Source organism: Brevundimonas sp. Bb-A, assembly GCF_009394735.1.
GTDB classification, from domain to species: Bacteria; Pseudomonadota; Alphaproteobacteria; order Caulobacterales; family Caulobacteraceae; genus Brevundimonas; species Brevundimonas aurantiaca.
Map to the genome: position 1 here is coordinate 2,743,963 of NZ_CP045456.1, position 19,378 is coordinate 2,763,340.

Here is a 19,378-nt window from a genome sequence, read left to right on the forward strand (position 1 = left end):
CGTCAGCCCAGAACGAAGAAGGCGACGGAGGTTTCCCGCCGCCGCGCCTTGCGCGCCCCCTTTAAATGAGTCGCGTCAGGCTGCGGCCGACTGGCTCGGCGAATCCTCGGCGGCGCTCAGGGCTGCGCGCCCGCCGGCGGCACGGCCCATCATCTCCGCCAGGGCGGCGAAGTCGATCGGCTTGGTCAGATAGGCGTCCGCGCCGGCCTCCAGCCCGGCTTCGTGATCCTCGCTGCGGGCTGAGGCCGACAGCACGACGATCGGCGTGTCGGCGTTCGGCCCGTCTCCGTCCCGAATGCGCCGAGTCGCCGTCAGCCCATCCATGACCGGCATGTTGACGTCCATGATGATCAGATCGAACGGCTGTTCGGACGCTGCCTCTACGGCCAACTGTCCATTCTCCGCCGTGACGGCGGCGTGGGAGGCCGTGCTCATCCAGGCTTCCAGGATCATGCGGTTGACGGGGTGGTCCTCGACCACCAGCACCCTCAGCGCAACCCCTTCCTCGACCTCGGCCTCTACGGCGCCGGTCGCGACAGGGCGAACCCATTCCACGACCTCGGCCTCTACGGTCAGGGTGAAGCACGATCCGCGCCCCACCTCGGAGTCCACCGTGATGTCGCCGCCCATGATGTTGGCCATCCGGCGTGCGATGGTCAGACCCAGGCCCGTTCCGCCGAAGCGCCGCGTGGATGAGGCGTCCACCTGGGTGAAGGGCTGGAACAGCCGGGCCAGATCCGCTTCGGATATGCCCGATCCGCTGTCCGTCACCGAGAATTCAAAGCCGACGCGCCGATCGGAGATGCGCGTGCCGCGCACGCGATAGAGAATTTCGCCGCCGTCGGTGAATTTCACGGCGTTGGACAACAGGTTCTGCACGACCTGACAGACGCGCAGCGGATCGCCGCGCACGACCGCCGGAATCTCGCCTTCCAGTTCAGACGCGAACGTCAGACCCTTGGCCTCGGCCTGGGCCTCGAAGGGTCCGGTGATCCGACGGTGAAGGTCCTCCACCACAACATCGACGACCTCGAAGGTCATCTTGCCGGCCTCGATCTTGGTCATGTCGAGAATGTCGTTCAGCAGCGACAGAAGGTTGTCGCCGGAGTTGCGGATGATCGACAGATATTCGCGCTGGGCGGCCTCCAGTCGGGTTGCGCTGAGCAGCTGCGCCGCGCCGAGGACGCCGTTCATCGGCGTTCGCAGCTCGTGCGAAATCACGCCGAGGAAGTTGGACTTGGCCTGGTTCGCCGCATCCGCCTTGTCACGGGCGGCCTCCAGCTCTTCGATGAGATGGGCCTGGTGGGCTTGGAAGGCCTCGATCCGGCTCTCGCGCAACATGGTCATGGTAACCAGCACGAACAGCACGGCGACCACGCACGGCAGCACCGCAATCATCGACCAGAACTGAGGCTCGCCCCAGCAGCTCAGCAACATGACCGCCGCCGCCGCCCCATAGGGCGACGAGACGATGATCGCGTGCAGCGGCGAATTACGAAGCTGGGCGAAGACCAGCACATAGCCGCAAATGATGAATCCGACCGCCAAAGCCTGGCCGAAAACCGCGCCGGAGTACCAGGCCATCAGGGGGGCGACGGCCCAGGCGGCGGTGGTGACGGTCGCGACCGCTGGGAAGACCATGCCCCAGCCCGCCTCCACCCGATCACGCAGCTTGTGCTCGACCACGCCCCGGATCGTGCCGGCCCCCAGGGTCATCACGAACCAGATCAGAGCTTGCCACCAAGGGGCGGTGCCCAACAGCGCCAGGGCCCAGGAGGCGATGATGACATAGCGCAGATACTGGGTTTGCAGGATGGCCGTCAGGGCCTGGGCCGGGTCGCCCGCGCGCCGATCACCGGGAAATGTCTTAGCAACACCGTCCGATTCAACCATATGAACCCGCCCCCACGTTCTTTGTAAGGCGCGACGCTAGTACGAAGGTTCTAAGACGGAGTGAACGCTGGTCTCCGCCGCAATCAGACGCTGTGAACGGCCTCCGCCGGCGTCAGGGCCTTTATGGACAGGGCGTGTACAGGCCCGGCCAGTTCGGCGCGCAGAAGGTCGTTGATCCGCCGCTGGCGCAGCACCCGCGAAACGCCCTCGAAGGCGGACGACACGATCACAAGGTTGAAATGGCTCTCCCCACCCGGCTGGGCGTCCATGCCGCCCTCGTGATGGTGGCCGGCGTGCCGCCAGCTGTCGTCCTCGATCTCAAGACGTTGCGGCGACAACGCAGCGGTCAGTTTTTCACGGATAATCGTCGCCACGGGCCCGTCTGACATGATCGTTTCCTTGAAGAGGTCCAAATCCGAACTACACTTCGTGTGATGTCCGCCTCCTTTCAATACAAGCCGCGATTCACCGACATTCGCGTGAAGCCGCCAAAGGCCGAGGAGGAAGCGGCCCAGGCGGATGTTTTGCATCTCAAGCCCGGCGAAAAGCCGTGCCAGTGGCCGGACTGCCGCCGCGCCGCAACCGCCAAGGCGCCCAAGTCGCGCGAACGATTGAACGACTTTTATGAGTTCTGCCAGGCCCATGCGGGTGAGTACAACAAGGGCTGGAACTTCTACGCCGGCATGACCGAAGGCGAGATTCGCGCGGCTCAGGAAAACGAGGCCATGACGGGCGGACGCCCGACCTGGGAGATGAAGGCGGGTCGATTCACGCGCGAAGCCGCCGCCTTCTCGGCGAAGATGGGTACGTCGAACACCACAGGCGCCGGCTCATGGCGCGACAGTTTCGGCCTTTTCGGCCGTCGCGGCGATCAGGCGCCCCAGTCGCCGACCGAGGATCGGCGCGTCGGCAAGCTGGAGCGCGGCGCCCTGGCGGATCTGGACCTGGAGCCCGGCGCGGACAAGGCGGCGGTCAAGGCCCGCTACCACGAGATGCTGAAGCGCTTTCATCCCGACACCAACGGCGGAGACCGCGGCGCCGAGGCCAAGCTGCAGCGGGTGATCAAGGCCTGGAAGACGCTGAAGAAGGCGGGCCTGGCCTAGGGCAGCTCGCCCCTAGTCGGCATAGATCATCTTTCGCGTCATCCCGCCGTCCAGGGTCAGCACCTGTCCTGTGACGAACTCGGCCGCCGCCAGATAGAGCACGGCCTGGGCGACGTCCTTAGCCCGCCCCACCCGACCGACCGGATGCTGCTCGTGGTCGGCAGCGGTCACATCGTCAGGATCAGCGATCCACCCCGGCGCGATCGCATTGACCCGCACCTTTGGCCCCAGGCTGATCGCCATGGCGTGGGTCAGGGCGACAAGGGCCCCCTTGGCCGCGGCGTAGGCTTCCGTCTCGGGCTCGGACATGAAGGCGCGGGTCGAAGCCATGTTGACGACGCTTGCCCCTTCCTTCAGGCGGGGAATGACCGCACGGCTCATCAGAAAGGCGCCGGTCAGGTGACTGTCCAGGGTGCGGCGCCATGCCTCCAGCGACAATTCCGCCAACGGACCATTCGCGGGATCAGCGATGCCGGCGTTGTTGACCAGAAGATCGAGCTCGGACCACCCCAGATCCTCGAAGGCGGCGGCGACCGAGGCTTCGTCGCCGACGTCGCAAAGGATCTGCCGCGTGCCCGGCGCGGCGGCCTTCTTGTCGAATGACACGACCTGCCAGCCTTCGCTGGCCAGAGCCTGACATATGCCGGCGCCGATCAGGCCGGCGCCTCCCGTGACGATTGCTCTCTTCATGATCCGACAACCGCCAAGCCCCGGCTTGGTTGCCGACCGGTCAGGGCTGACCGGCGGGTCCGTCGGTGGAGGCGGTCACCAGGGCCGCGGCGGGCTCGCGGAAATAGCGGTCGATGCCGTCGGCGACCGACCTCATCAGGCGGCGACGCGCCCGTTCGTCGGTCAACAGCCGTTCGTCCTCAGGATTGGTGATGAAGCCCATCTCCAGCAGAACCGCCGGCACATCCGGCGCCAGAAGCACGGCCAGGCCCGCATCGCGATGGCTGCGGCGCAGCAGCGGATGGTCCGAGGCCTCCAAATGCGTCAGCAGCACACGGGCGAACTGGGCCGACCGGTTCTGGGTCGCACGCTGGGTCATGTCCAGCAGGATGCGGTCCACCGAAGGGTCGCGGCCGGGCAGATGCAGTTCGCGATGCCAGTTGTCGCTCCGCGTGAACTCGCGCACCGCCCGCCCTGCGCCCTGTTCGGACAGGGTGTAAACGCTGGCGCCCCGCACGGCCGGGTCCGTCCCAGCATCCGCGTGCAGCGATATGAACAGATCCGCGTCGGCCCGACGCGCAATGGCGACACGGCGATACAGATCGACATAGGTGTTGGTTTCGCGTGTCAGCAGAACGCGATACCGGCCCGTGCGCTCCAGCTCGGCCTTCAGGGCCAGGGCTGCGGCAAGAGTCACCTCACTCTCACTCACCTTCGCGCCGCTTGCGCCCGGATCGCGGCCGCCGTGGCCCGCGTCGATGACCACCAGCGGTTTTTCGGCGCGTCGGGGAGCCGGGGTCGGCGAGACACGCGGCGCAGCGGGGCCGACGGCGCCGCCGTTCGCCTTTAGATCGACCACATAGCGATAGTGGGCCACCCCGTCGCCAGGCGGCAGAAGAAAGCGTCGCTCGATCTGGCTGTCGCGCGCCAGCTCCAACTCGACGCGAGAGGCGCCGCCGACCGCCGTCACCTGATAGGCGCGGACAAGGCCCGATCCGCCGCCGTTCAGGCCGCGTCCCGGCGCCACTCCGGCCAGAGCCAGGGTGATCCGTCCGCCGTCTCCCGCATTGACCACGCGCCCCTGTGTGGACTTGTCCAGATCAATGACCACACGGGTCCGATCCCGATCGGCGCCGAAACGCACGGCCAGCACGTCGCCCTGGGCGCCCCAGGCGAAACCGCGCGTCGCAAACAGGACGCAGGCGCAGATGACCACGAAGGCCAGGGCGGTCATCGCCCATTCCTTCGCGCCCCAACGGCTCATCCCTGTGACAGCGCGACCACCCATGACGCCTGCAAACCACTCCTACTGCGACTTCGGATCCATCATGCCAGAGGCTCGTATTCAGGGGGTTAAGGCCGAACACCTTTTAATTCGCATGCAGCGTGACTATGCTGTGGTCCGTCCGCGAAACGATCGCGCCCTTTCGCCCTTGCGAATGGGGGCGCGCCCTCCTCGCGGCGCTGACTTTCACCAATCCGAGAACCGCCCCGGCGTCGCCGATGGTTCGAAGAGCGGACCAGGGTCGCGGCCTTCCCCCCAGGTTTGGCGCGCCCGGTTCAGGACCGACGACCTCCATGGGCCTTTCCGCCTGCCTTCCCCTACGGCTTGACCAAGCCTCTTTCGCCCTCCTCGGCGAAGGGAAGTCGCACGCGCCGGCCCCTACCCCCATTCGGCGAGCCGCCATGACCCTGCCCGGTGTTCCGGGACGGTCGGCTTGTGCGCGCCAGAGAGAGACTTTCCATGTCAAAGACCATGCTGATCGACGCGGCCCACCCGGAAGAAACCCGGGTCGCGATCGTAGACGGACGCCAGATTGAGGAATTCGATTTCGAATCCCGCGCGAAGCGCCAGCTTCGCGGCAACATCTATCTTGCCAAGGTCACTCGCGTAGAGCCCAGCCTACAGGCCGCCTTTGTCGAATACGGCGGCAACCGTCACGGCTTTCTGGCCTTCAACGAAATCCACCCGGACTACTACCAGATCCCCGTCGCCGACCGCGAAGCCATCATGGCCGAGGCGCATGACGACGAGGACGAGGACGATCTGGATCGGGAATCCACCGGCGACGACGTCGATCCGGAGGCCGCCCTGGCCGACGAAGAGCGGCTGAAGCGCCGGCTGATGCGCCGCTACAAGATCCAGGACGTCATCAAGCGTCGCCAGATCCTGCTGGTGCAGGTCGTCAAGGACGAGCGCGGCGCCAAGGGCGCAGCCCTGACCACCTGGCTGTCGCTGGCCGGCCGCTACTGCGTCCTGATGCCCAACACCGGCAAGGGCGGCGGCATCAGCCGCAAGATCACCAACACCTCGGACCGTCGCCGGCTGAAGAGCGCCGTCGCGGCCCTCGACGTGCCCAAGGGCATGGGCCTGATCATCCGCACCGCCGGCGCCAAGCGCACCAAGGCCGAGATCAAGCGCGACTATCAATATCTGCTGCGTCTGTGGGAGACGATCCGCGAGACAACCCTCGCCTCCCACGCCCCCTCTCTGATCTACGAAGAAGAGAACCTCGTCCGGCGCGCCGTGCGCGACATGTTCGACAAGGACTTCGACGGCATTCAGGTCGAGGGCGTCGAGGGCTTCAAGGAAGCGCGCGACTTCATGCGCGTGCTGATGCCCGCCCAGGCCAAGAAGGTTCACCTGTACCGCGGCTCGCGCCCCCTGTTCGCCGCCAACGGCATCGAGGAGCTGCTGACCCAGATCCACCAGCCGGTCGTGCCGCTGAAGTCGGGCGGCTATCTGGTGATCAACCAGACCGAGGCCCTGGTGGCCATCGACGTCAACTCGGGTCGTGCGACCAAGGAGCGCAACGTCGAACAGACGGCGTTCAAGACCAATCTGGAAGCGGCCGAGGAAGCCGCCCGCCAGCTGCGCCTGCGCGACCTCGCCGGCCTAGTGGTCATCGACTTCATCGACATGGATGAAGGCAAGAACAACCGCGCAGTCGAGCGGGTGCTGAAGGAGGCCCTGTCGACCGACCGCGCCCGCATCCAGATGGGCCGAATCTCGCCCTTCGGCCTGATGGAGATCAGCCGCCAGCGCCGTCGCCTGGGCGTGATCGAGGGCGCAACCGAGGCGTGCCCGCACTGCCAGGGCACCGGCCGCATCCGCTCAGCCGAATCCGCCGCCTTGATGACCCTGCGCGCTGTCGATATCGAGGCCGGCAAGAACGGCGCGGGCGTCGTGGTGCTGAAGGTCTGCACCGCCGTCGGCCTTTACATCCTGAACCACAAGCGCGCCTATCTGCAGTCGCTGCTGGAGCGTCGCGGTCTGAACGTCATCGTCCAGATCGACGACAGCCTGGGCCAGGGCGAACACAATATCGAGCGTACCGAGACCAACGAGGACTTCGTCGCGCCCGAGATCGAGATGCCCAACCTCGACGACGATTTCGACGCCTCCCTCTATGAAGACGAGGATGAGGAGGACGACGAAGAGATCATCACCGACGACGAGGACGACGATCTGGACGCCCTGGACCGCGAGGACAGCGACGATGACGAGCCGCGCGAGCGGGCCGAACGTCACGACGGTGGCGGTCGCGGACGGAACCGTCGCCGTCGTCGCGGCGGGCGTCGCGACGACGAGGGCGCCGAGACGGAAACCATTGATGCGCTGGACATCGCCGACGCCTCGGATGACGAGGACGACGAAAACGGCCGCCGCCGCCGCCGGGGACGCCGCGGCGGGCGCCGGGTGCGCGAGGACGGCGAGCGCGACGTCTACAGCTGGGTGCGCGGCCGCACGCCGTCGCTGGACAATCCCTATGTATGGTTCGATCCGCTGAATCCGGGACGGCCAGAGCCCCGCTCCGACCGTGCTGAGCGCGGCGATCGCCCCGCGGCGGCCGAGGCCGAGGTTGAAGGTCTGAACGTCGTCGCTGCGGCAAGCGGCGGCGAAGAGGGCGGACGTTCGCGGCGCCGTCGCAGACGCGGTCGGGGCCGAGGCGGCGACGCCCAGGACCTCAAGGCGGACGCCGCCGTCGCCGAAACCGCCGACGAGACCCCGGAGGCGGCGGTCCTGACCGAGACCGTCGCCGCCGAGGCTCAGCCGGAGGCGCAAGCCGAACCGCAATCCGCCGTACAGCCCGAGCCGCAGCGCCGTCGCGTGCGCCGCAAGACCGCCGCCGCCCCAGCCGTCGCGACGCCGGCCGAGGCGGAGGTCGAGGTCGAAGTCGAAAGCGAAACGCCAGCCGCCGCCGTCACGCCTGAGCCTGAACCGGTCCAGCCGGAAGCGACGCCGACGGCGGTCGAGGCCGACCAGCCGGTGCTGACGGCCGCGACGGCGGAGTTGGAAACCTTCGAGGCGCCCAAGCCCGAGGTCGATATCGAAGCCATCATCGCCGAAGACCCCAATCAAATCGTCGCCCCGCCTGAAAAGCCCAAGCGCGGGTGGTGGCGCCGCTGATCGGTCACGATTAAGCTGTCAGGATGCAGGCGGGGGCCGGTCGTTTTTGGAGTACGCCATGACGTGGCTTCCCCGATCCGCATCCCGCCTTCTGACCGCGGCGGCGGTGGGCTTTGCAGCCCTCGTCGCCGCCGGTCAGGCCTCGGCCCAGAGCCTGATCCGCGACACCGAGATCGAGGGGATCATCCGCGAATGGGTCGATCCGGTCTTCGTCTCCATGGGTCTGAACCCGTCCGACGTCGAGGTTCTTCTGGTCAATGACAATGAGCTGAACGCCTTCGCCACGCGCGGGCGGATCATGGGCGTGAACACCGGCCTGATCCTGCGGACCAAGAACCCCAATGAGCTGTTGGGCGTGATGGCGCACGAGGCGGGCCATATCAAGAACCGCCACACCCAGCGCGACGGGGCCCAAAACGCGGCCAAACAGCCGATGTTCATGACCATGGCCCTGGGCGCCCTGGCCATCGCCGCAGGCGCGCCGGATGCGGGCGTCGCCCTCTTGGGCTCCAGCCAGTATTTCGGCACGATCGGTGCCCTGCAATATATGCAGAGCCAGGAGGGCGAGGCCGATCTGACCGGCGCACGCGCCCTGGAGGCGGCCGGTGAATCCGGCGCGGGCCTGGTGTCCTTCTTCGAGAATTTCCGCGCCCAGGAGGTCTTCTCCGACGCCCGCCGCTATCCCTATTTCCGCAGCCACCCCCTGTCGTCGCAGCGGATCGAATCCCTCCGGCGTTTCGTGCAGGACCAGCCCCATTACGACCATCGCGACAGTCCCGAGCGGATGGCCCAGCACGCCCTGATCCTGGCCAAGATCCACGCCTTCATGGACCCGCCCAACACCACCCTGCGGGCCTATCCGTCTTCCGATGTCAGCCTGCCCGGCCGCTACGCCCGCGCCATCGCCTGGTATCGGGACGGCCAGACCGACAAGGCGCTGACGGCTGTGGACGCCCTGATCGCCGAAGACCCTCAGAACCCCTATTTCGCGGAACTGAAGGGCCAGATCTATTTCGAAGAGGGCCGCCCGACCGAGGCCGTAACCGCCCACCGCGAGGCGGTGCGGCTGAAGCCTGACGCCCCCCTGCTGCGGATCAACCTGGCCCACGCCCTGATCGGCACAGAGGACCCCAAGAACCTCGACGAGGCCATCGACCAGCTCAAACACGCCACGGTCGCCGAGCGCGAGAACACCATGGCCTGGCGTTTGCTGGGACAGGCCTACGCCGCCCAGGGCAAGGAGGGCGAGGCCCGGCTGGCGACCGCGGAATACTATTTCGCCGCCGGCCAGGAACAGCAGGCCACCCAGTTCGCCCTGCGCGCCCGCAGCATGCTGGACCCGAACTCCATCGAATGGCGCCGGGCGGTCGATATCGTCCTGGCGTCCGGCGCGACGCCCGATGATCTTTTGGACCTCGATCGCCGCGAAGCCGGCCGTCGCCCCGCCACCCTGAACTGATCCCCCTCTCCGCCTGTTGCGAGACCTCATGACCCACGACGCCCCCGCGCCCGAGACACCCGCCGCTCCGCCCGCCCCGGCCCGCCGGATGAACGGGGCGGTCGCCGGCTATGTCGCCCTGGGGGTGTCGGTGGTCGCCCTGGGCCTGGCCGCCGCGCCCTATCTCGGAGGCGGGTCCAGCGACGTCCGCGCCTATCTCCTGGAACATCCCGAAGTCCTGCAGGAAGCCAGCCTCGCCTTGCAGGCCAAGGAGGGACAGGCCCGGGTCGATGAAACCAACCAGGCCGCCGCCGCCAACGCCGCCCTGTTGGCCCCCGACCGCCGCGACCCCGCCTTCGGTCCCGCCGACGCCAAGGTGACGGTGATCGAATTCTTCGACTTCCGCTGCCCCGGCTGCAAGGCGGTGGCGCCCCAGTACCGCGCCCTGATGGCGGCCCACCCGGACGTCCGTTTCGTCTTCAAGGACTGGCCCATCCTGGATCGGGGCGAGGACATCACCTCGCAATACGCCGCCCGCGCCGCCCTGGCCGCCCATCAGCAGGGCAAGTATCTCGAGGTCTATGACGCCCTGATGACCGAAAGGGCTCTGACGCCAGAGACCATCGACCGCATCCTGGTCGAACACGGCGTCGATCTGGCCCGCGCCAAGGCGACCCTGGCCGCACCCGACACCACCCGCCACATCGCCGACATCCACACCACGGCCGCCGCCCTGAAGCTTCAAGGCACCCCGACCTTCTTCGTCAACGGCATGGCCGCCGCCAGCATCGACCCGGCCGAAATCGCCCGCATGATCGAGGCGGCGAAGCGATAAGGCCAAGCACAATGCGGCGGCTGCCCTGGGCTCTGGTGATCTTTCGGCTGGTGGCGGCCCCAGCCCTGCTTGGCCTGGCGCTTATCGGCCCGTCGGCAGCCATTACGGCCGCAGTCCTGCTCTCGCTCGCCGTCCTGTCCGATATCTTAGACGGCGTGATCGCGCGCCGTCTCGATTGCGTCACGCCGAACTTGAGACATTGGGACAGCCGCGCCGATGTCGTCTTCTGGCTTGGCGCTGCGATCGCCCTGCTTCTGATGCACCCTGCGCTGGTGGCGACCTTGCTCCCCCCCGCCCTGGCGCTGGTCGCCCTTGAAACCGCCAATCACGCCTTGAGCATCGCGAAGTTCAGACGCGAAGCCTCGCCCCATCACTGGATGTCCAAGGTATTCTGCCTCGCGCTCTGGGCCCTGTTCGCCCAACTTTTCGTGACGGGTCAACCCACCGCCCTGCTGTGGGCCGCCTTCGGCCTGGGCGTGATCTCCCAAATAGAAGCCGCCGCCATCACCTTGCGATTGAAGACCTGGCGCTGTGACGTGCCGTCCGTCTTCAGCCTGAACTCACGCTAACCCCCGACGCCCCCAAAGCAAACGGCCCCCGGATTTCTCCGGGGGCCGCTGAGGTCTTCGGGTCGTTTGGACCGTCGATTACTCGACGATCTTGGCCACGACGCCGGCGCCGACGGTGCGGCCGCCTTCACGGATGGCGAAGCGCAGGCCCTGGTCCATGGCGATCGGGGTGATCAGTTCGACGTTCAGCTCGGCGTTGTCGCCGGGCATGATCATCTCGACGCCTTCCTTCAGCTTCACGATGCCGGTCACGTCGGTCGTGCGGAAGTAGAACTGCGGACGATAGTTGGTGAAGAACGGGGTGTGACGGCCGCCCTCTTCCTTGGTCAGGATGTAGGCCTCGGCCAGGAACTTGGTGTGCGGGGTGATCGAACCCGGCTTGCACAGAACCTGACCGCGCTCGACGTCTTCACGCTTGGTGCCGCGCAGCAGAACGCCGACGTTGTCACCGGCTTGACCCTGATCCAGCAGCTTGCGGAACATTTCCACGCCCGTGCAGGTCGTCTTCTGGACCGGACGGATGCCGACGATCTCGACTTCTTCACCGACCTTGATCACGCCCTTTTCGACGCGGCCGGTCACCACGGTGCCGCGGCCCGAGATCGAGAAGACGTCTTCCACCGGCATCAGGAACGGCAGGTCCACCGGACGCTCCGGCTGCGGGATGTAGCTGTCGACCGTCTCCATCAGCGCCAGGATGCGCTGTTCGCCGATCTCCGGGTTCACGCCGTCGGTCGCGGCCTTGGCCGAGCCCTTGGTGATCGGGATTTCGTCGCCCGGGAACTGGTACGAGCTCAGGAGCTCGCGCACTTCCATCTCGACCAGCTCCAGCAGCTCTTCGTCGTCGACCAGGTCGACCTTGTTCATGAAGACCACCAGGGCCGGCACGCCGACCTGACGGGCCAGCAGGATGTGCTCGCGCGTCTGCGGCATCGGGCCGTCCGCGGCCGAAACCACCAGGATCGCGCCGTCCATCTGCGCCGCGCCGGTGATCATGTTCTTCACATAGTCGGCGTGGCCGGGGCAGTCGACGTGCGCATAGTGACGGTTCGCCGTCTCATATTCCACGTGCGCCGTGTTGATCGTGATGCCGCGCGCCTTCTCTTCCGGCGCAGCGTCGATGTCGGCGTAGTTCATCGCCTTGGCGCCGCCGGCCTTCGCCAGCGTCATCGTGATCGCCGCCGTCAGCGTCGTCTTGCCGTGGTCAACGTGACCGATCGTGCCGATGTTGCAGTGCGGCTTCGTGCGTTCGAACTTTTCCTTGGCCATGGCCAAACTCCTGATGGCCCGGGTTGAGGGGCGCGATGCTGATCTAAAAACCTGGAGCGGGTAGACGGGATCGAACCGACATCCTCAGCTTGGAAGGCTGCTGCACTACCATTGTGCTATACCCGCGCGGAGACTGCGGAAGTTCCGGGGAACGCCGCAGCCGATTCCTCTCCGTCGTCCTGATCCGTCGTGTTCGAAGGCGCGTGGTGGGGGAAGAAGGACTCGAACCTTCGAAGCTTACGCAGGGGATTTACAGTCCCCCCCCTTTGCCGCTCGGGACATTCCCCCAACGCGCCTTGTCGAACCGCCGGACCCCTCGTTCCGCCCATAATCAAGCGGGACGAAACAAAAGCCTTCGGCATGTCGCCTCCTCTGCGATAGAGGGGGCGCCCAGACCCGAAAGCCCTTGGGGCTCCAAATCGGAGGGCGTCTTATAGTGTCGTCGAAATCAGAACGCAACGACCGTAGAAGCGGTAAAAAGCCAATCCCAGCAAACCCATCTTCCGGCCCGCGGGAAAGGGGCCAAAAGCCTGTCGCAAAAGGCTTTTCCGGCCGAGATGATGCGAGCCGAACCCCGCGTTCGCCCGATCGCGGCAAGGCGGACGCCGATAATTTTCTGTGGGGCCGTCACCCCGTCCTCGCCGCCCTGGCGAATCCGGCGCGGCGCGGCATGGGCCGGTTGCTGGCCACGCCCGAGCGCGCCGCCGAAATCGAGGAGGGCCGATTGGCGCACGGCCACAAGATCGAAGTGGTCGAGGGCCAGATCCTGACCCGCATGCTGCCGCCCGGCGCCGTCCATCAGGGCCTGGCCTTCAAGGTCCAGCCGCTGGAAGGAGTGTCGCTGGACGATCTGGCCGATCCGGCCCAGGGGGTCATCGTCATGCTGGACCAGTTGACCGATCCGCAGAACGTCGGCGCCGTCTTCCGCTCCGCCCTGGCTTTTGGGGCTCGGGGGATCGTCGTTCAGGATCGCCATGCGCCCGCCCTGGCCGGCGCCCTGGCCAAGGCGGCGGTCGGCGCCACCGAACGCCTGCCCCATGCGCGAGTGACCAATCTGTCGCGCGCCCTGGAAAGACTGGCGGATCTGGGCTGGCGCGCCGTCGGCCTGGACGGTTCGGCCGACCAGACGCTGGAAGAGGCGCTGGACGCCCAGCCGACGGTCCTGGTCATGGGTTCCGAAGGCGACGGCATCCGTCGTCTGGTGGCCGAACATTGCGACGTCCTGGCCAAGATCCCCATGCCGGGCGGATTCGAGAGCCTGAACGTCTCCAATGCGGCGGCCGTGGCGCTTTATGAGGCTGCGCGCGCGCAACGCGGCTGACAGACGGCGCGGGCGAGGTTAAGGAGCCGCCATGGAATTCCTCTCTTCTCCCGAACTCGCCAGCCAAGCGACCGCGCTGGGCCAGGTTCTGCTGATGGATCTGGTCCTGGCCGGCGACAACGCCGTCGCCGTCGGCCTGGCCGCCGCCGCCCTGCCCCAGGAACAGCGCAAGAAGGCCATTCTGATCGGCCTGGCCGCCGCCGTGGTCATGCGCATCGGCTTCGCCCTGATCACCGTGCAGCTGCTGGCCCTGGTCGGGCTGCTGCTGGCGGGCGGTCTGCTGCTGCTTTGGGTCTGTTGGAAGATGTGGCGAGAACTGCAGGAGCAGCGCACCCACGATCAGGCCGAGGCGGAAAAGGAGCTGGAGCTCGCCCTGAGCATCGAGCACGGCACCGGCCCCTCGCCCGAAGAGCTGGGCGTCAAGCGCAAGTCCTTCGGCGCCGCCCTGCTCCAGATCATGATCGCCGACATCACCATGTCGCTGGACAATGTGCTGGCCGTCGCCGGCGCCGCCCACGAACACCCTTGGATCATGGTCTTCGGCCTGATCCTATCCATCGCCCTGATGGGTGTGGCGGCGACCTATATCGCCCGTCTGCTGCACCGCTTCCGCTGGATCGGCTATGTCGGTCTGGTCGTGGTTCTGTACGTCGCCCTGCATATGATCTGGGACGGCGCGCGTCAGGTGGTGGTCCGCACCGGCCATATGGATGAGTTCAACGCCTCGGCGCCGGCCTTCATCGAGATCAACCCCGAGGAAGCCGCCAAACATCTGGGTCAGAAGCGCGCAGAAGACAGCGCGGTTAAAGCCCCGGCCGAGCCTGCGTCGGTTCCGGCCGCATGACGGTCGCGACCGTCACCGTTGAAGAGGCGGCGGCCTGGCTTCAGTCCGGCGAAGCCGTGCTGATCGACGTGCGCGAGGCGGACGAGTTCGCCGCCGCCCGCATCGACGGCGCCATCCTGGCCCCGCTCAGCGCCATGCCCGCAGCCTGGCAGGCGCTGGACCTTCCGGCCGACCGCAAGATCGTGGTCATGTGCCTGAAGGGCGGTCGCAGCCATCAGGTCTGCGCCTTCATCGGCCCGACCGGGCCGGAGGGTCAGCCGCTGTTCAACCTGACCGGTGGGATCCAGGCCTGGTACGCCGCCGGTCTGCCGATCATCGAGGGTTAGTCGGCCTCGGCGAACTGGTCGTAGGCGCGCAGGGCGTCGGCGGCGTACATCAGGGCCGGGCCGCCGCCCATATAGACCGTCATGGCCATGACTTCGGCGATCTCGTCGCGCGTCGCGCCCAAATCCTTCAGCGCCTTGGCATGAAAGCCGATACAGCCGTCGCACCGCTGGGACACGCCGATCGCCAGGGCGATCAGCTCTTTGGTCTTCTTGTCCAGGGCGCCGTCGGCGGTCGCCGTCTTGGCCAGTTCCGAAAAGGCCTGCATCGGCCCCGGCTGCGCCCGGCGCAGTTCACCGATATAGGCCGAGATGTCGCGTGTCAGCGCCGTATAGTCCTTGGCCATGGCGGCCTCCTTTTCAATTTCGATATTTATGATATGATCGAAATATGAAATGTAAAGACCTACCGATGACCGCTGTCTTCGACGGCCTTCCGGCCCGAGCGGATCAGGCGGCGGCGTTTCTGAAGGGGCTGGCCAGTCCGCACCGGCTGCTGATCCTGTGCGCCCTGGCCCAGGGAGAGCGCAACGTCTCCACCCTGATCGCCGAGACCGGCATGGCCCCCACATCCATGTCCCAGCATCTGGCCAAGCTGAAGGACGAGGGGGTGATCGACGTTCGCCGCGACCACCGCACCCTGACCTATTTCATCGTCCATCCGGCGGCGGTTCAGGTCATGGACGTGCTGCACGCCCATTTCTGCGGCAGCCTGCAGGCGGACTGAGGCGGTCGCCCTACTCCGCCCCGCCGAAGCGTTCGGACCATTCCGCGACCTGGGCGTCTTCGATCTTGGCGAACAGCACGCCCTGAGCCTCGACCTTGCCGCCGACCGGCAGACGGTTCAGCAAGTCCTCGTCCGCTGCGGGCCAGCTGAGATCGGTCGAGCCGACCGAGGCGGCGATCTTCTCAGCCGAGAAGGGCAGGATCGGCGCCGCCAGCCGGGCGAACAGGGCCACCAGGTTCAGGCCGGTGCGCACGCCCACCGCCGCCCGGTCGCGATCGGTCTTCAGGGCGGTCCAGGGGGCCGCGACCTGCAGATATTCGTTGCCCAGCACCCAGGCGGCGCGGACGGCGACGGCGGCCTTGCGGAACTCCATCGCCTCGAACTGTTCGGTCGCCTCGGCCACGGCGGCCCGGATGTCGGCCTCCAGCTTAATCTCGACCGGTCCCGCCTCGCCGCCCTCGGGCACCACGCCGTCGAACTTCGACTCGGCGAACTTGACGATCCGGTTGACGAAATTCCCCAGCACATCGGCCAGGTCCTTGTTGGTCGAGGCCTGGAAATCCTCCCAGGTGAAGGCCGAATCGGCGTGCTCCGGCCCATAGGCCGTCAGGCGCCAGCGCCAGTAGTCGGCCGGCAGCAGCTCCAGCGCCTGATCCATGAAGACGCCGCGCTTCTGGCTGGTGGAGAACTTGCCCCCGTACCAGTTCAGCCAGTTGAAGGCCTTCAGCTGGTCCACCGTCTTCCACGGCTCGCCCGAGCCGATGATGGTCGCGGGGAAGCTCACGGTGTGGAAGGCCACGTTGTCCTTGCCCATGAACTGGACATAGCGAACGTTCTCAGCGCCCTCGTCCAGACGCCACCAGTCACGCCACGACCCGCCCGTCGCCTCGGCCCATTCCTCCGTCGCGGCGATATATTCGATGGGGGCGTCGAACCAGACGTAGAAGACCTTGTCCTCCATGCCCGGGCGGGGGAAGCCGTCCTTGGTCACCGGCACGCCCCAGGCCAGGTCGCGGGTGATGCCCCGGTCGATCAGCCCCTCGTCCAGATGCTTGTAGGCGATGGACTTGGCCAGCGTCTGCCAGCCGGTCTTGCCGTCCACCCAGGCGCGGATCTGGGGCTCGATTTTGGTCTGAAGCAGATACAGGTGGCGCGTATCCCGCACCTCCAGATTCCGGGAGCCCGACACCGACGAATAGGGATCGATCAGGTCTGTCGGGTCCAGCAGCCGTCCGCAGTTGTCGCACTGATCGCCGCGCGCGCCGACATGGCCGCAGTGGGGGCAGGTCCCCTCGACATAGCGGTCGGGCAGGAAACGGGCGTCGTCGATCGAATAGATCATCCGATCCACCCGCTCCTCGATCAGGCCGTTCTTCTCCAGCGCCTCCGCGAAATGCTGGGTCAACCGATGGTTCTGCGGGTTCGAGGACCGGCCGAACCAGTCGTAGCTGAGGCCGAAGGCCTGGCCGGCGGCCTTCTGGATCTCGTGCTGCTCGTCGCAATAGGTCCGCACGTCCTGACCGGCGGCGGCGGCGGCGAGTTCAGCCGGGGTGCCGTGCTCGTCGGTGGCGCAGATATAGAGGACCTGATGGCCCTGGGCCCGCTTGAACCGCGCCCAGACGTCGGCCGGCAACATCGAGCCCGCCAGATTCCCCAGGTGCTTGATGCCGTTGATGTAGGGCAGCGCCGAGGTGATGAGGATGCGGGCCATGATCGTCCAGGAGTTCGGGGAAGCGCAGGGATATAGAGCGGCGACGTCGTTTCCTCAAACGCCTTGCGGCAGTCGGCGCGCAATACGGATGAATCGCCCCGTCAACAGGGTCGAGGAGGCCAGGCTGGCGATGACCACCGCCCACACCAAACCGTTCACGCCCATTTGGTGCGCCAAGACCCAGCCCAGCGGCATCATCACAGCCCCATAGGCGGTGAAATGCAGGATGGTCGGCCACCAGACGTCGCCCGCCGCGCGGTTCGCCTGGGCGGCCACCACCTGGATGCCGTCCGCCACGAAGAACAGGGTCGCCAGCACCAGGGCCGGGGCGGCGATGGCCAAGAGCGCCGGGTCGCGGTTATAGGCGCCGACGATCAGATGGGCGCTGGGCCAGACCGCCAGGGCGACGACGAAGGTCAGGGCCGTGACGACGCCCAGGCCGACCAGACCGGCCCGCAACACCCCTCGGCCATCGCTGGCGCCATAGCTGCGGCCCACCAGCACCGCCGTCGCCGAGGACAGCCCCATGGGCAGCATGAAGACGATGGCCGAGACGTTCAGCACCACGGCCCAGGCCGCCGTCTCGGCCGCGCCGATCTGGCCGGCGAAGAAGGTGAAACCGGAAAAGGCTCCGACCTCGATAAAATAGGAGGCGCCGGCGCCCAGGCCGACCTTGACCTGTTCCCGCGCGGCCTGGGGATCGCGTTCGGGCTTGTCGAAGACGCCGAGCGCCCGCGCCTCGGGCAGGCGCAGAATATAAACCACCAGAAAGAGCGCCAGGGCCGCCCGCGCCCCGAAGGTCGCCCAGGCCGAGGCGAAGGCGCCGTTGAAGCCGATCCCCAAAAGATCCGGCACCAACAGCAGGTTCAGCGTCAGATTGACCCCATTGGCGACCCACATGGCGACCATGCCGGGCTTGGGCCGCCCCAGGGCTTCCAGGAAGAATTGGCCCGTCACCGAGATCAGATAAAAGGGCATGGACAGGGCGAAGACGATCAGGGCGGGGCTCGCCCCCTCGGCCAGACCGTCTTCCAGGCCCATCTTGCCGAGCCCCCACGGACCGATCGCGATCAGGGCGATCATGGAGACCACGCCGATCTGCAACGAATAGGTCATGCCCCGGCGCAGCACCGAGCCGACCGAGTGCCGCCGTCCCTCGCCCAGCATCCGCGCGGTCATCACCTGAACGCCCAGCATCAGACCGACCGCCGTCGTCACCACGATGGACGTCGGCGCCCAGGCCAGAGAGTGGAAGGCCAGTTCGCGGCTTGAGAAATTGCCGACGACAATGGCGTCGGTCAGACCCATGGTCATGATGCCGATCCGCGCCAGGATCACCGGCCAGGCCAGGTTCAGCAGGTCGTGGAAGGCGGTGCGGGTCTGGGAGTTGAGCGCGATCATCGGACGCGGCACAGGCCATGCGGGATCGTCGGGGTCAACTCCCAAAAACTCTGGGGTCTTGGCTACCAGGCGCCCAGTTCACGCAGTTGACGGACCAGCTCCTCCGGCGCCTCGCCGGCGTCCAGCGTATCCAGATCAGGCGGGACGTCCTTGGGCTCGAAATAGCGCCAGCCCTGGAAGGGCCGCCGCGCCAGGGGCGCCGTGCGGATCACCCGAGGCTCCAGCTTGATCTCGCACCGGCTCTGCTTGCCCTCGCCCAGGGTCGCGATGTCCAGAACCGGCTGGCGACAGACGATCACGCCCTTCACCACCCAGTACAGCGACCCGCCGTCCTCGATTTCCGAAGCGCGTTTGGGCGTCATTCGGGTGTGAACCACCAGAGGTCCGCCCTTGGCGGCGCGGCGTTCCAGCCATTCGACGTCGGGCACCCCGACGCCCAGCTTGATCATGTGAAGCGGCATGGCGACCACGTAATCTCCCTTAAGGGCCTTCGCCAGTTTCTCTTTACGGTCGGACCTTAGGGTGCGGTCCGTGCCTTCTTCTCATTCACGGCGCAACGGAACGACCATGTACGGATTGATTACGCGCCTGACGGCGCATCCCGGCCGCCGCGACGAACTGGCGCTTCTGCTGACCGATCCGGCCGTGAAGAAACACGGATGCCATTCCTACATCGTCGCCCACGACCTGGCCGACGCGGAAACCCTGTGGGTGACGGAGGTCTGGGTCGATCAGCCCACCCACCAGTCCTGGAGCCGGGACCTGCGCGCCAGCGGCGCCTGGCGAGCCGTTTACGGCCTGATGGCCAAGATGGATGAGTCCATCCTGACCCGCCCCCTGGGCGGGATCGGGTTTTGATCCGCG

Annotated in this window: 19 protein-coding genes and 2 tRNA genes; 10 read left to right on the top strand and 11 right to left on the bottom strand. The window is 66.8% G+C overall.

Annotated features, from left to right (window positions below):
- Window positions 1–75: 75 nt before the first annotated feature.
- A complete protein-coding gene (locus BSP_RS13445; protein WP_054766180.1) occupies window positions 76–1,893 on the bottom strand; it encodes an ATP-binding protein in 1,818 nt (605 codons plus the stop codon).
- A gap of 83 nt (window positions 1,894–1,976) precedes the next feature.
- Window positions 1,977–2,282 (bottom strand): BolA family transcriptional regulator, encoded by a 306-nt coding sequence (locus tag BSP_RS13450; protein ID WP_054766996.1) that lies wholly within the window; start codon window positions 2,280–2,282, stop codon window positions 1,977–1,979.
- Window positions 2,283–2,327: 45 nt separating this feature from the next.
- On the opposite strand from BSP_RS13450, the gene BSP_RS13455 reads away from it, so the two are divergent.
- The gene (locus tag BSP_RS13455) at window positions 2,328–2,996 is read left to right on the top strand and encodes a J domain-containing protein (RefSeq protein WP_054766181.1); all 669 of its coding nucleotides are present in this window, start codon (window positions 2,328–2,330) and stop codon (window positions 2,994–2,996) included.
- A gap of 12 nt (window positions 2,997–3,008) precedes the next feature.
- Here the strand turns inward: BSP_RS13455 and BSP_RS13460 are convergent, their stop codons facing one another.
- Both BSP_RS13460 and BSP_RS13465 read right to left on the bottom strand, forming a co-directional pair.
- Complete coding sequence (locus BSP_RS13460) at window positions 3,009–3,686, bottom strand: SDR family oxidoreductase (RefSeq protein WP_152950656.1); 678 nt, start codon at window positions 3,684–3,686, stop codon at window positions 3,009–3,011.
- Between the two features lie 40 nt (window positions 3,687–3,726).
- Entirely contained in the window at window positions 3,727–4,899 is a 1,173-nt protein-coding gene (locus BSP_RS13465; RefSeq protein ID WP_152950657.1) for an N-acetylmuramoyl-L-alanine amidase, read from the bottom strand.
- Between the two features lie 510 nt (window positions 4,900–5,409).
- Between BSP_RS13465 and BSP_RS13470 the strand changes: the two genes are divergently transcribed.
- From BSP_RS13470 to BSP_RS13485, 4 genes are read left to right on the top strand one after another with little or no spacing between them, the layout of a single operon-like run.
- Window positions 5,410–8,076 carry a ribonuclease E/G gene (locus BSP_RS13470; RefSeq protein ID WP_194166971.1) on the top strand — a complete coding sequence of 889 codons (2,667 nt, stop codon included), beginning with the start codon at window positions 5,410–5,412 and terminating at the stop codon, window positions 8,074–8,076.
- A gap of 58 nt (window positions 8,077–8,134) precedes the next feature.
- Window positions 8,135–9,535, top strand: coding sequence for a M48 family metalloprotease (locus BSP_RS13475; protein ID WP_152950658.1), 1,401 nt, complete (start codon window positions 8,135–8,137; stop codon window positions 9,533–9,535).
- Between the two features lie 28 nt (window positions 9,536–9,563).
- Complete coding sequence (locus BSP_RS13480) at window positions 9,564–10,349, top strand: thioredoxin domain-containing protein (RefSeq protein ID WP_054766186.1); 786 nt, start codon at window positions 9,564–9,566, stop codon at window positions 10,347–10,349.
- An 11-nt stretch (window positions 10,350–10,360) separates the two neighbouring features.
- Window positions 10,361–10,918, top strand: coding sequence for a CDP-alcohol phosphatidyltransferase family protein (locus tag BSP_RS13485; RefSeq protein WP_054766187.1), 558 nt, complete (start codon window positions 10,361–10,363; stop codon window positions 10,916–10,918).
- A gap of 78 nt (window positions 10,919–10,996) precedes the next feature.
- Here BSP_RS13485 and tuf read toward each other — a convergent pair whose 3' ends face one another.
- From tuf to BSP_RS13500, 3 genes are all read right to left on the bottom strand, one after another.
- The gene (tuf, locus tag BSP_RS13490) at window positions 10,997–12,187 is read right to left on the bottom strand and encodes an elongation factor Tu (protein ID WP_152950524.1); all 1,191 of its coding nucleotides are present in this window, start codon (window positions 12,185–12,187) and stop codon (window positions 10,997–10,999) included.
- A gap of 52 nt (window positions 12,188–12,239) precedes the next feature.
- A tRNA-Gly gene (locus BSP_RS13495) sits at window positions 12,240–12,313 on the bottom strand.
- Window positions 12,314–12,391: 78 nt separating this feature from the next.
- Window positions 12,392–12,475 (bottom strand) — tRNA-Tyr (locus BSP_RS13500).
- A gap of 148 nt (window positions 12,476–12,623) precedes the next feature.
- Here BSP_RS13500 and rlmB point away from each other — a divergent pair.
- The 3 genes from rlmB to BSP_RS13515 are packed head-to-tail and all read left to right on the top strand — an operon-like array spanning window position 12,624 to window position 14,678.
- Complete coding sequence (gene rlmB, locus BSP_RS13505; protein ID WP_152950659.1) at window positions 12,624–13,508, top strand: 23S rRNA (guanosine(2251)-2'-O)-methyltransferase RlmB; 885 nt, start codon at window positions 12,624–12,626, stop codon at window positions 13,506–13,508.
- A 31-nt stretch (window positions 13,509–13,539) separates the two neighbouring features.
- The gene (locus BSP_RS13510; RefSeq protein ID WP_152950660.1) at window positions 13,540–14,352 is read left to right on the top strand and encodes a YjbE family putative metal transport protein; all 813 of its coding nucleotides are present in this window, start codon (window positions 13,540–13,542) and stop codon (window positions 14,350–14,352) included.
- On the top strand, window positions 14,349–14,678 hold the full coding sequence (locus BSP_RS13515) for a rhodanese-like domain-containing protein (protein ID WP_152950661.1): 330 nt from the start codon (window positions 14,349–14,351) through the stop codon (window positions 14,676–14,678). Before BSP_RS13510 ends, BSP_RS13515 begins: the two co-directional genes overlap by 4 nt.
- Here the strand turns inward: BSP_RS13515 and BSP_RS13520 are convergent.
- Window positions 14,675–15,022 (bottom strand): carboxymuconolactone decarboxylase family protein, encoded by a 348-nt coding sequence (locus BSP_RS13520; RefSeq protein WP_054766191.1) that lies wholly within the window; start codon window positions 15,020–15,022, stop codon window positions 14,675–14,677. The two genes, BSP_RS13515 and BSP_RS13520, sit on opposite strands and share 4 nt — an antisense overlap.
- Window positions 15,023–15,087: 65 nt before the next feature.
- Here BSP_RS13520 and BSP_RS13525 point away from each other — a divergent pair, with 65 nt between their 5' ends.
- Window positions 15,088–15,402: a helix-turn-helix transcriptional regulator gene (locus tag BSP_RS13525; RefSeq protein ID WP_152950662.1), complete on the top strand. Its 315-nt coding sequence runs from the start codon at window positions 15,088–15,090 to the stop codon at window positions 15,400–15,402.
- Between the two features lie 10 nt (window positions 15,403–15,412).
- On the opposite strand, the gene metG is transcribed toward BSP_RS13525, so the two are convergent.
- The 3 genes from metG to BSP_RS13540 all read right to left on the bottom strand — a co-directional run bounded on the left by metG (window position 15,413) and on the right by BSP_RS13540 (window position 18,975).
- Complete coding sequence (gene metG, locus BSP_RS13530; protein ID WP_152950663.1) at window positions 15,413–17,113, bottom strand: methionine--tRNA ligase; 1,701 nt, start codon at window positions 17,111–17,113, stop codon at window positions 15,413–15,415.
- Between the two features lie 54 nt (window positions 17,114–17,167).
- Window positions 17,168–18,514, bottom strand: coding sequence for an MATE family efflux transporter (locus tag BSP_RS13535; RefSeq protein WP_152950664.1), 1,347 nt, complete (start codon window positions 18,512–18,514; stop codon window positions 17,168–17,170).
- Between the two features lie 62 nt (window positions 18,515–18,576).
- Entirely contained in the window at window positions 18,577–18,975 is a 399-nt protein-coding gene (locus tag BSP_RS13540; protein WP_194166972.1) for a DUF1489 family protein, read from the bottom strand.
- Between the two features lie 106 nt (window positions 18,976–19,081).
- Here BSP_RS13540 and BSP_RS13545 point away from each other — a divergent pair, with 106 nt between their 5' ends.
- Complete coding sequence (locus tag BSP_RS13545) at window positions 19,082–19,372, top strand: antibiotic biosynthesis monooxygenase family protein (RefSeq protein WP_054766195.1); 291 nt, start codon at window positions 19,082–19,084, stop codon at window positions 19,370–19,372.
- The last annotated feature ends 6 nt before the right edge of the window (window positions 19,373–19,378 follow it).

Excerpts from the sequence above, each read along its gene's own strand:
- BSP_RS13445 (WP_054766180.1), bottom strand. The coding sequence starts at position 1,893 with ATGGTTGAATCGGACGGTGTTGCTAAGACATTTCCCGGTGATCGGCGC.
- BSP_RS13450 (WP_054766996.1), bottom strand. The coding sequence starts at position 2,282 with ATGTCAGACGGGCCCGTGGCGACGATTATCCGTGAAAAACTGACCGCT.
- BSP_RS13455 (WP_054766181.1), top strand. The coding sequence starts at position 2,328 with ATGTCCGCCTCCTTTCAATACAAGCCGCGATTCACCGACATTCGCGTG.
- BSP_RS13460 (WP_152950656.1), bottom strand. The coding sequence starts at position 3,686 with ATGAAGAGAGCAATCGTCACGGGAGGCGCCGGCCTGATCGGCGCCGGC.
- BSP_RS13465 (WP_152950657.1), bottom strand. The coding sequence starts at position 4,899 with ATGACCGCCCTGGCCTTCGTGGTCATCTGCGCCTGCGTCCTGTTTGCG.
- BSP_RS13470 (WP_194166971.1), top strand. The coding sequence starts at position 5,410 with ATGTCAAAGACCATGCTGATCGACGCGGCCCACCCGGAAGAAACCCGG.
- BSP_RS13475 (WP_152950658.1), top strand. The coding sequence starts at position 8,135 with ATGACGTGGCTTCCCCGATCCGCATCCCGCCTTCTGACCGCGGCGGCG.
- BSP_RS13480 (WP_054766186.1), top strand. The coding sequence starts at position 9,564 with ATGACCCACGACGCCCCCGCGCCCGAGACACCCGCCGCTCCGCCCGCC.
- BSP_RS13485 (WP_054766187.1), top strand. The coding sequence starts at position 10,361 with ATGCGGCGGCTGCCCTGGGCTCTGGTGATCTTTCGGCTGGTGGCGGCC.
- tuf (WP_152950524.1), bottom strand. The coding sequence starts at position 12,187 with ATGGCCAAGGAAAAGTTCGAACGCACGAAGCCGCACTGCAACATCGGC.
- BSP_RS13510 (WP_152950660.1), top strand. The coding sequence starts at position 13,540 with ATGGAATTCCTCTCTTCTCCCGAACTCGCCAGCCAAGCGACCGCGCTG.
- BSP_RS13515 (WP_152950661.1), top strand. The coding sequence starts at position 14,349 with ATGACGGTCGCGACCGTCACCGTTGAAGAGGCGGCGGCCTGGCTTCAG.
- BSP_RS13520 (WP_054766191.1), bottom strand. The coding sequence starts at position 15,022 with ATGGCCAAGGACTATACGGCGCTGACACGCGACATCTCGGCCTATATC.
- BSP_RS13525 (WP_152950662.1), top strand. The coding sequence starts at position 15,088 with ATGACCGCTGTCTTCGACGGCCTTCCGGCCCGAGCGGATCAGGCGGCG.
- metG (WP_152950663.1), bottom strand. The coding sequence starts at position 17,113 with ATGGCCCGCATCCTCATCACCTCGGCGCTGCCCTACATCAACGGCATC.
- BSP_RS13535 (WP_152950664.1), bottom strand. The coding sequence starts at position 18,514 with ATGATCGCGCTCAACTCCCAGACCCGCACCGCCTTCCACGACCTGCTG.
- BSP_RS13540 (WP_194166972.1), bottom strand. The coding sequence starts at position 18,975 with ATGCCGCTTCACATGATCAAGCTGGGCGTCGGGGTGCCCGACGTCGAA.
- BSP_RS13545 (WP_054766195.1), top strand. The coding sequence starts at position 19,082 with ATGTACGGATTGATTACGCGCCTGACGGCGCATCCCGGCCGCCGCGAC.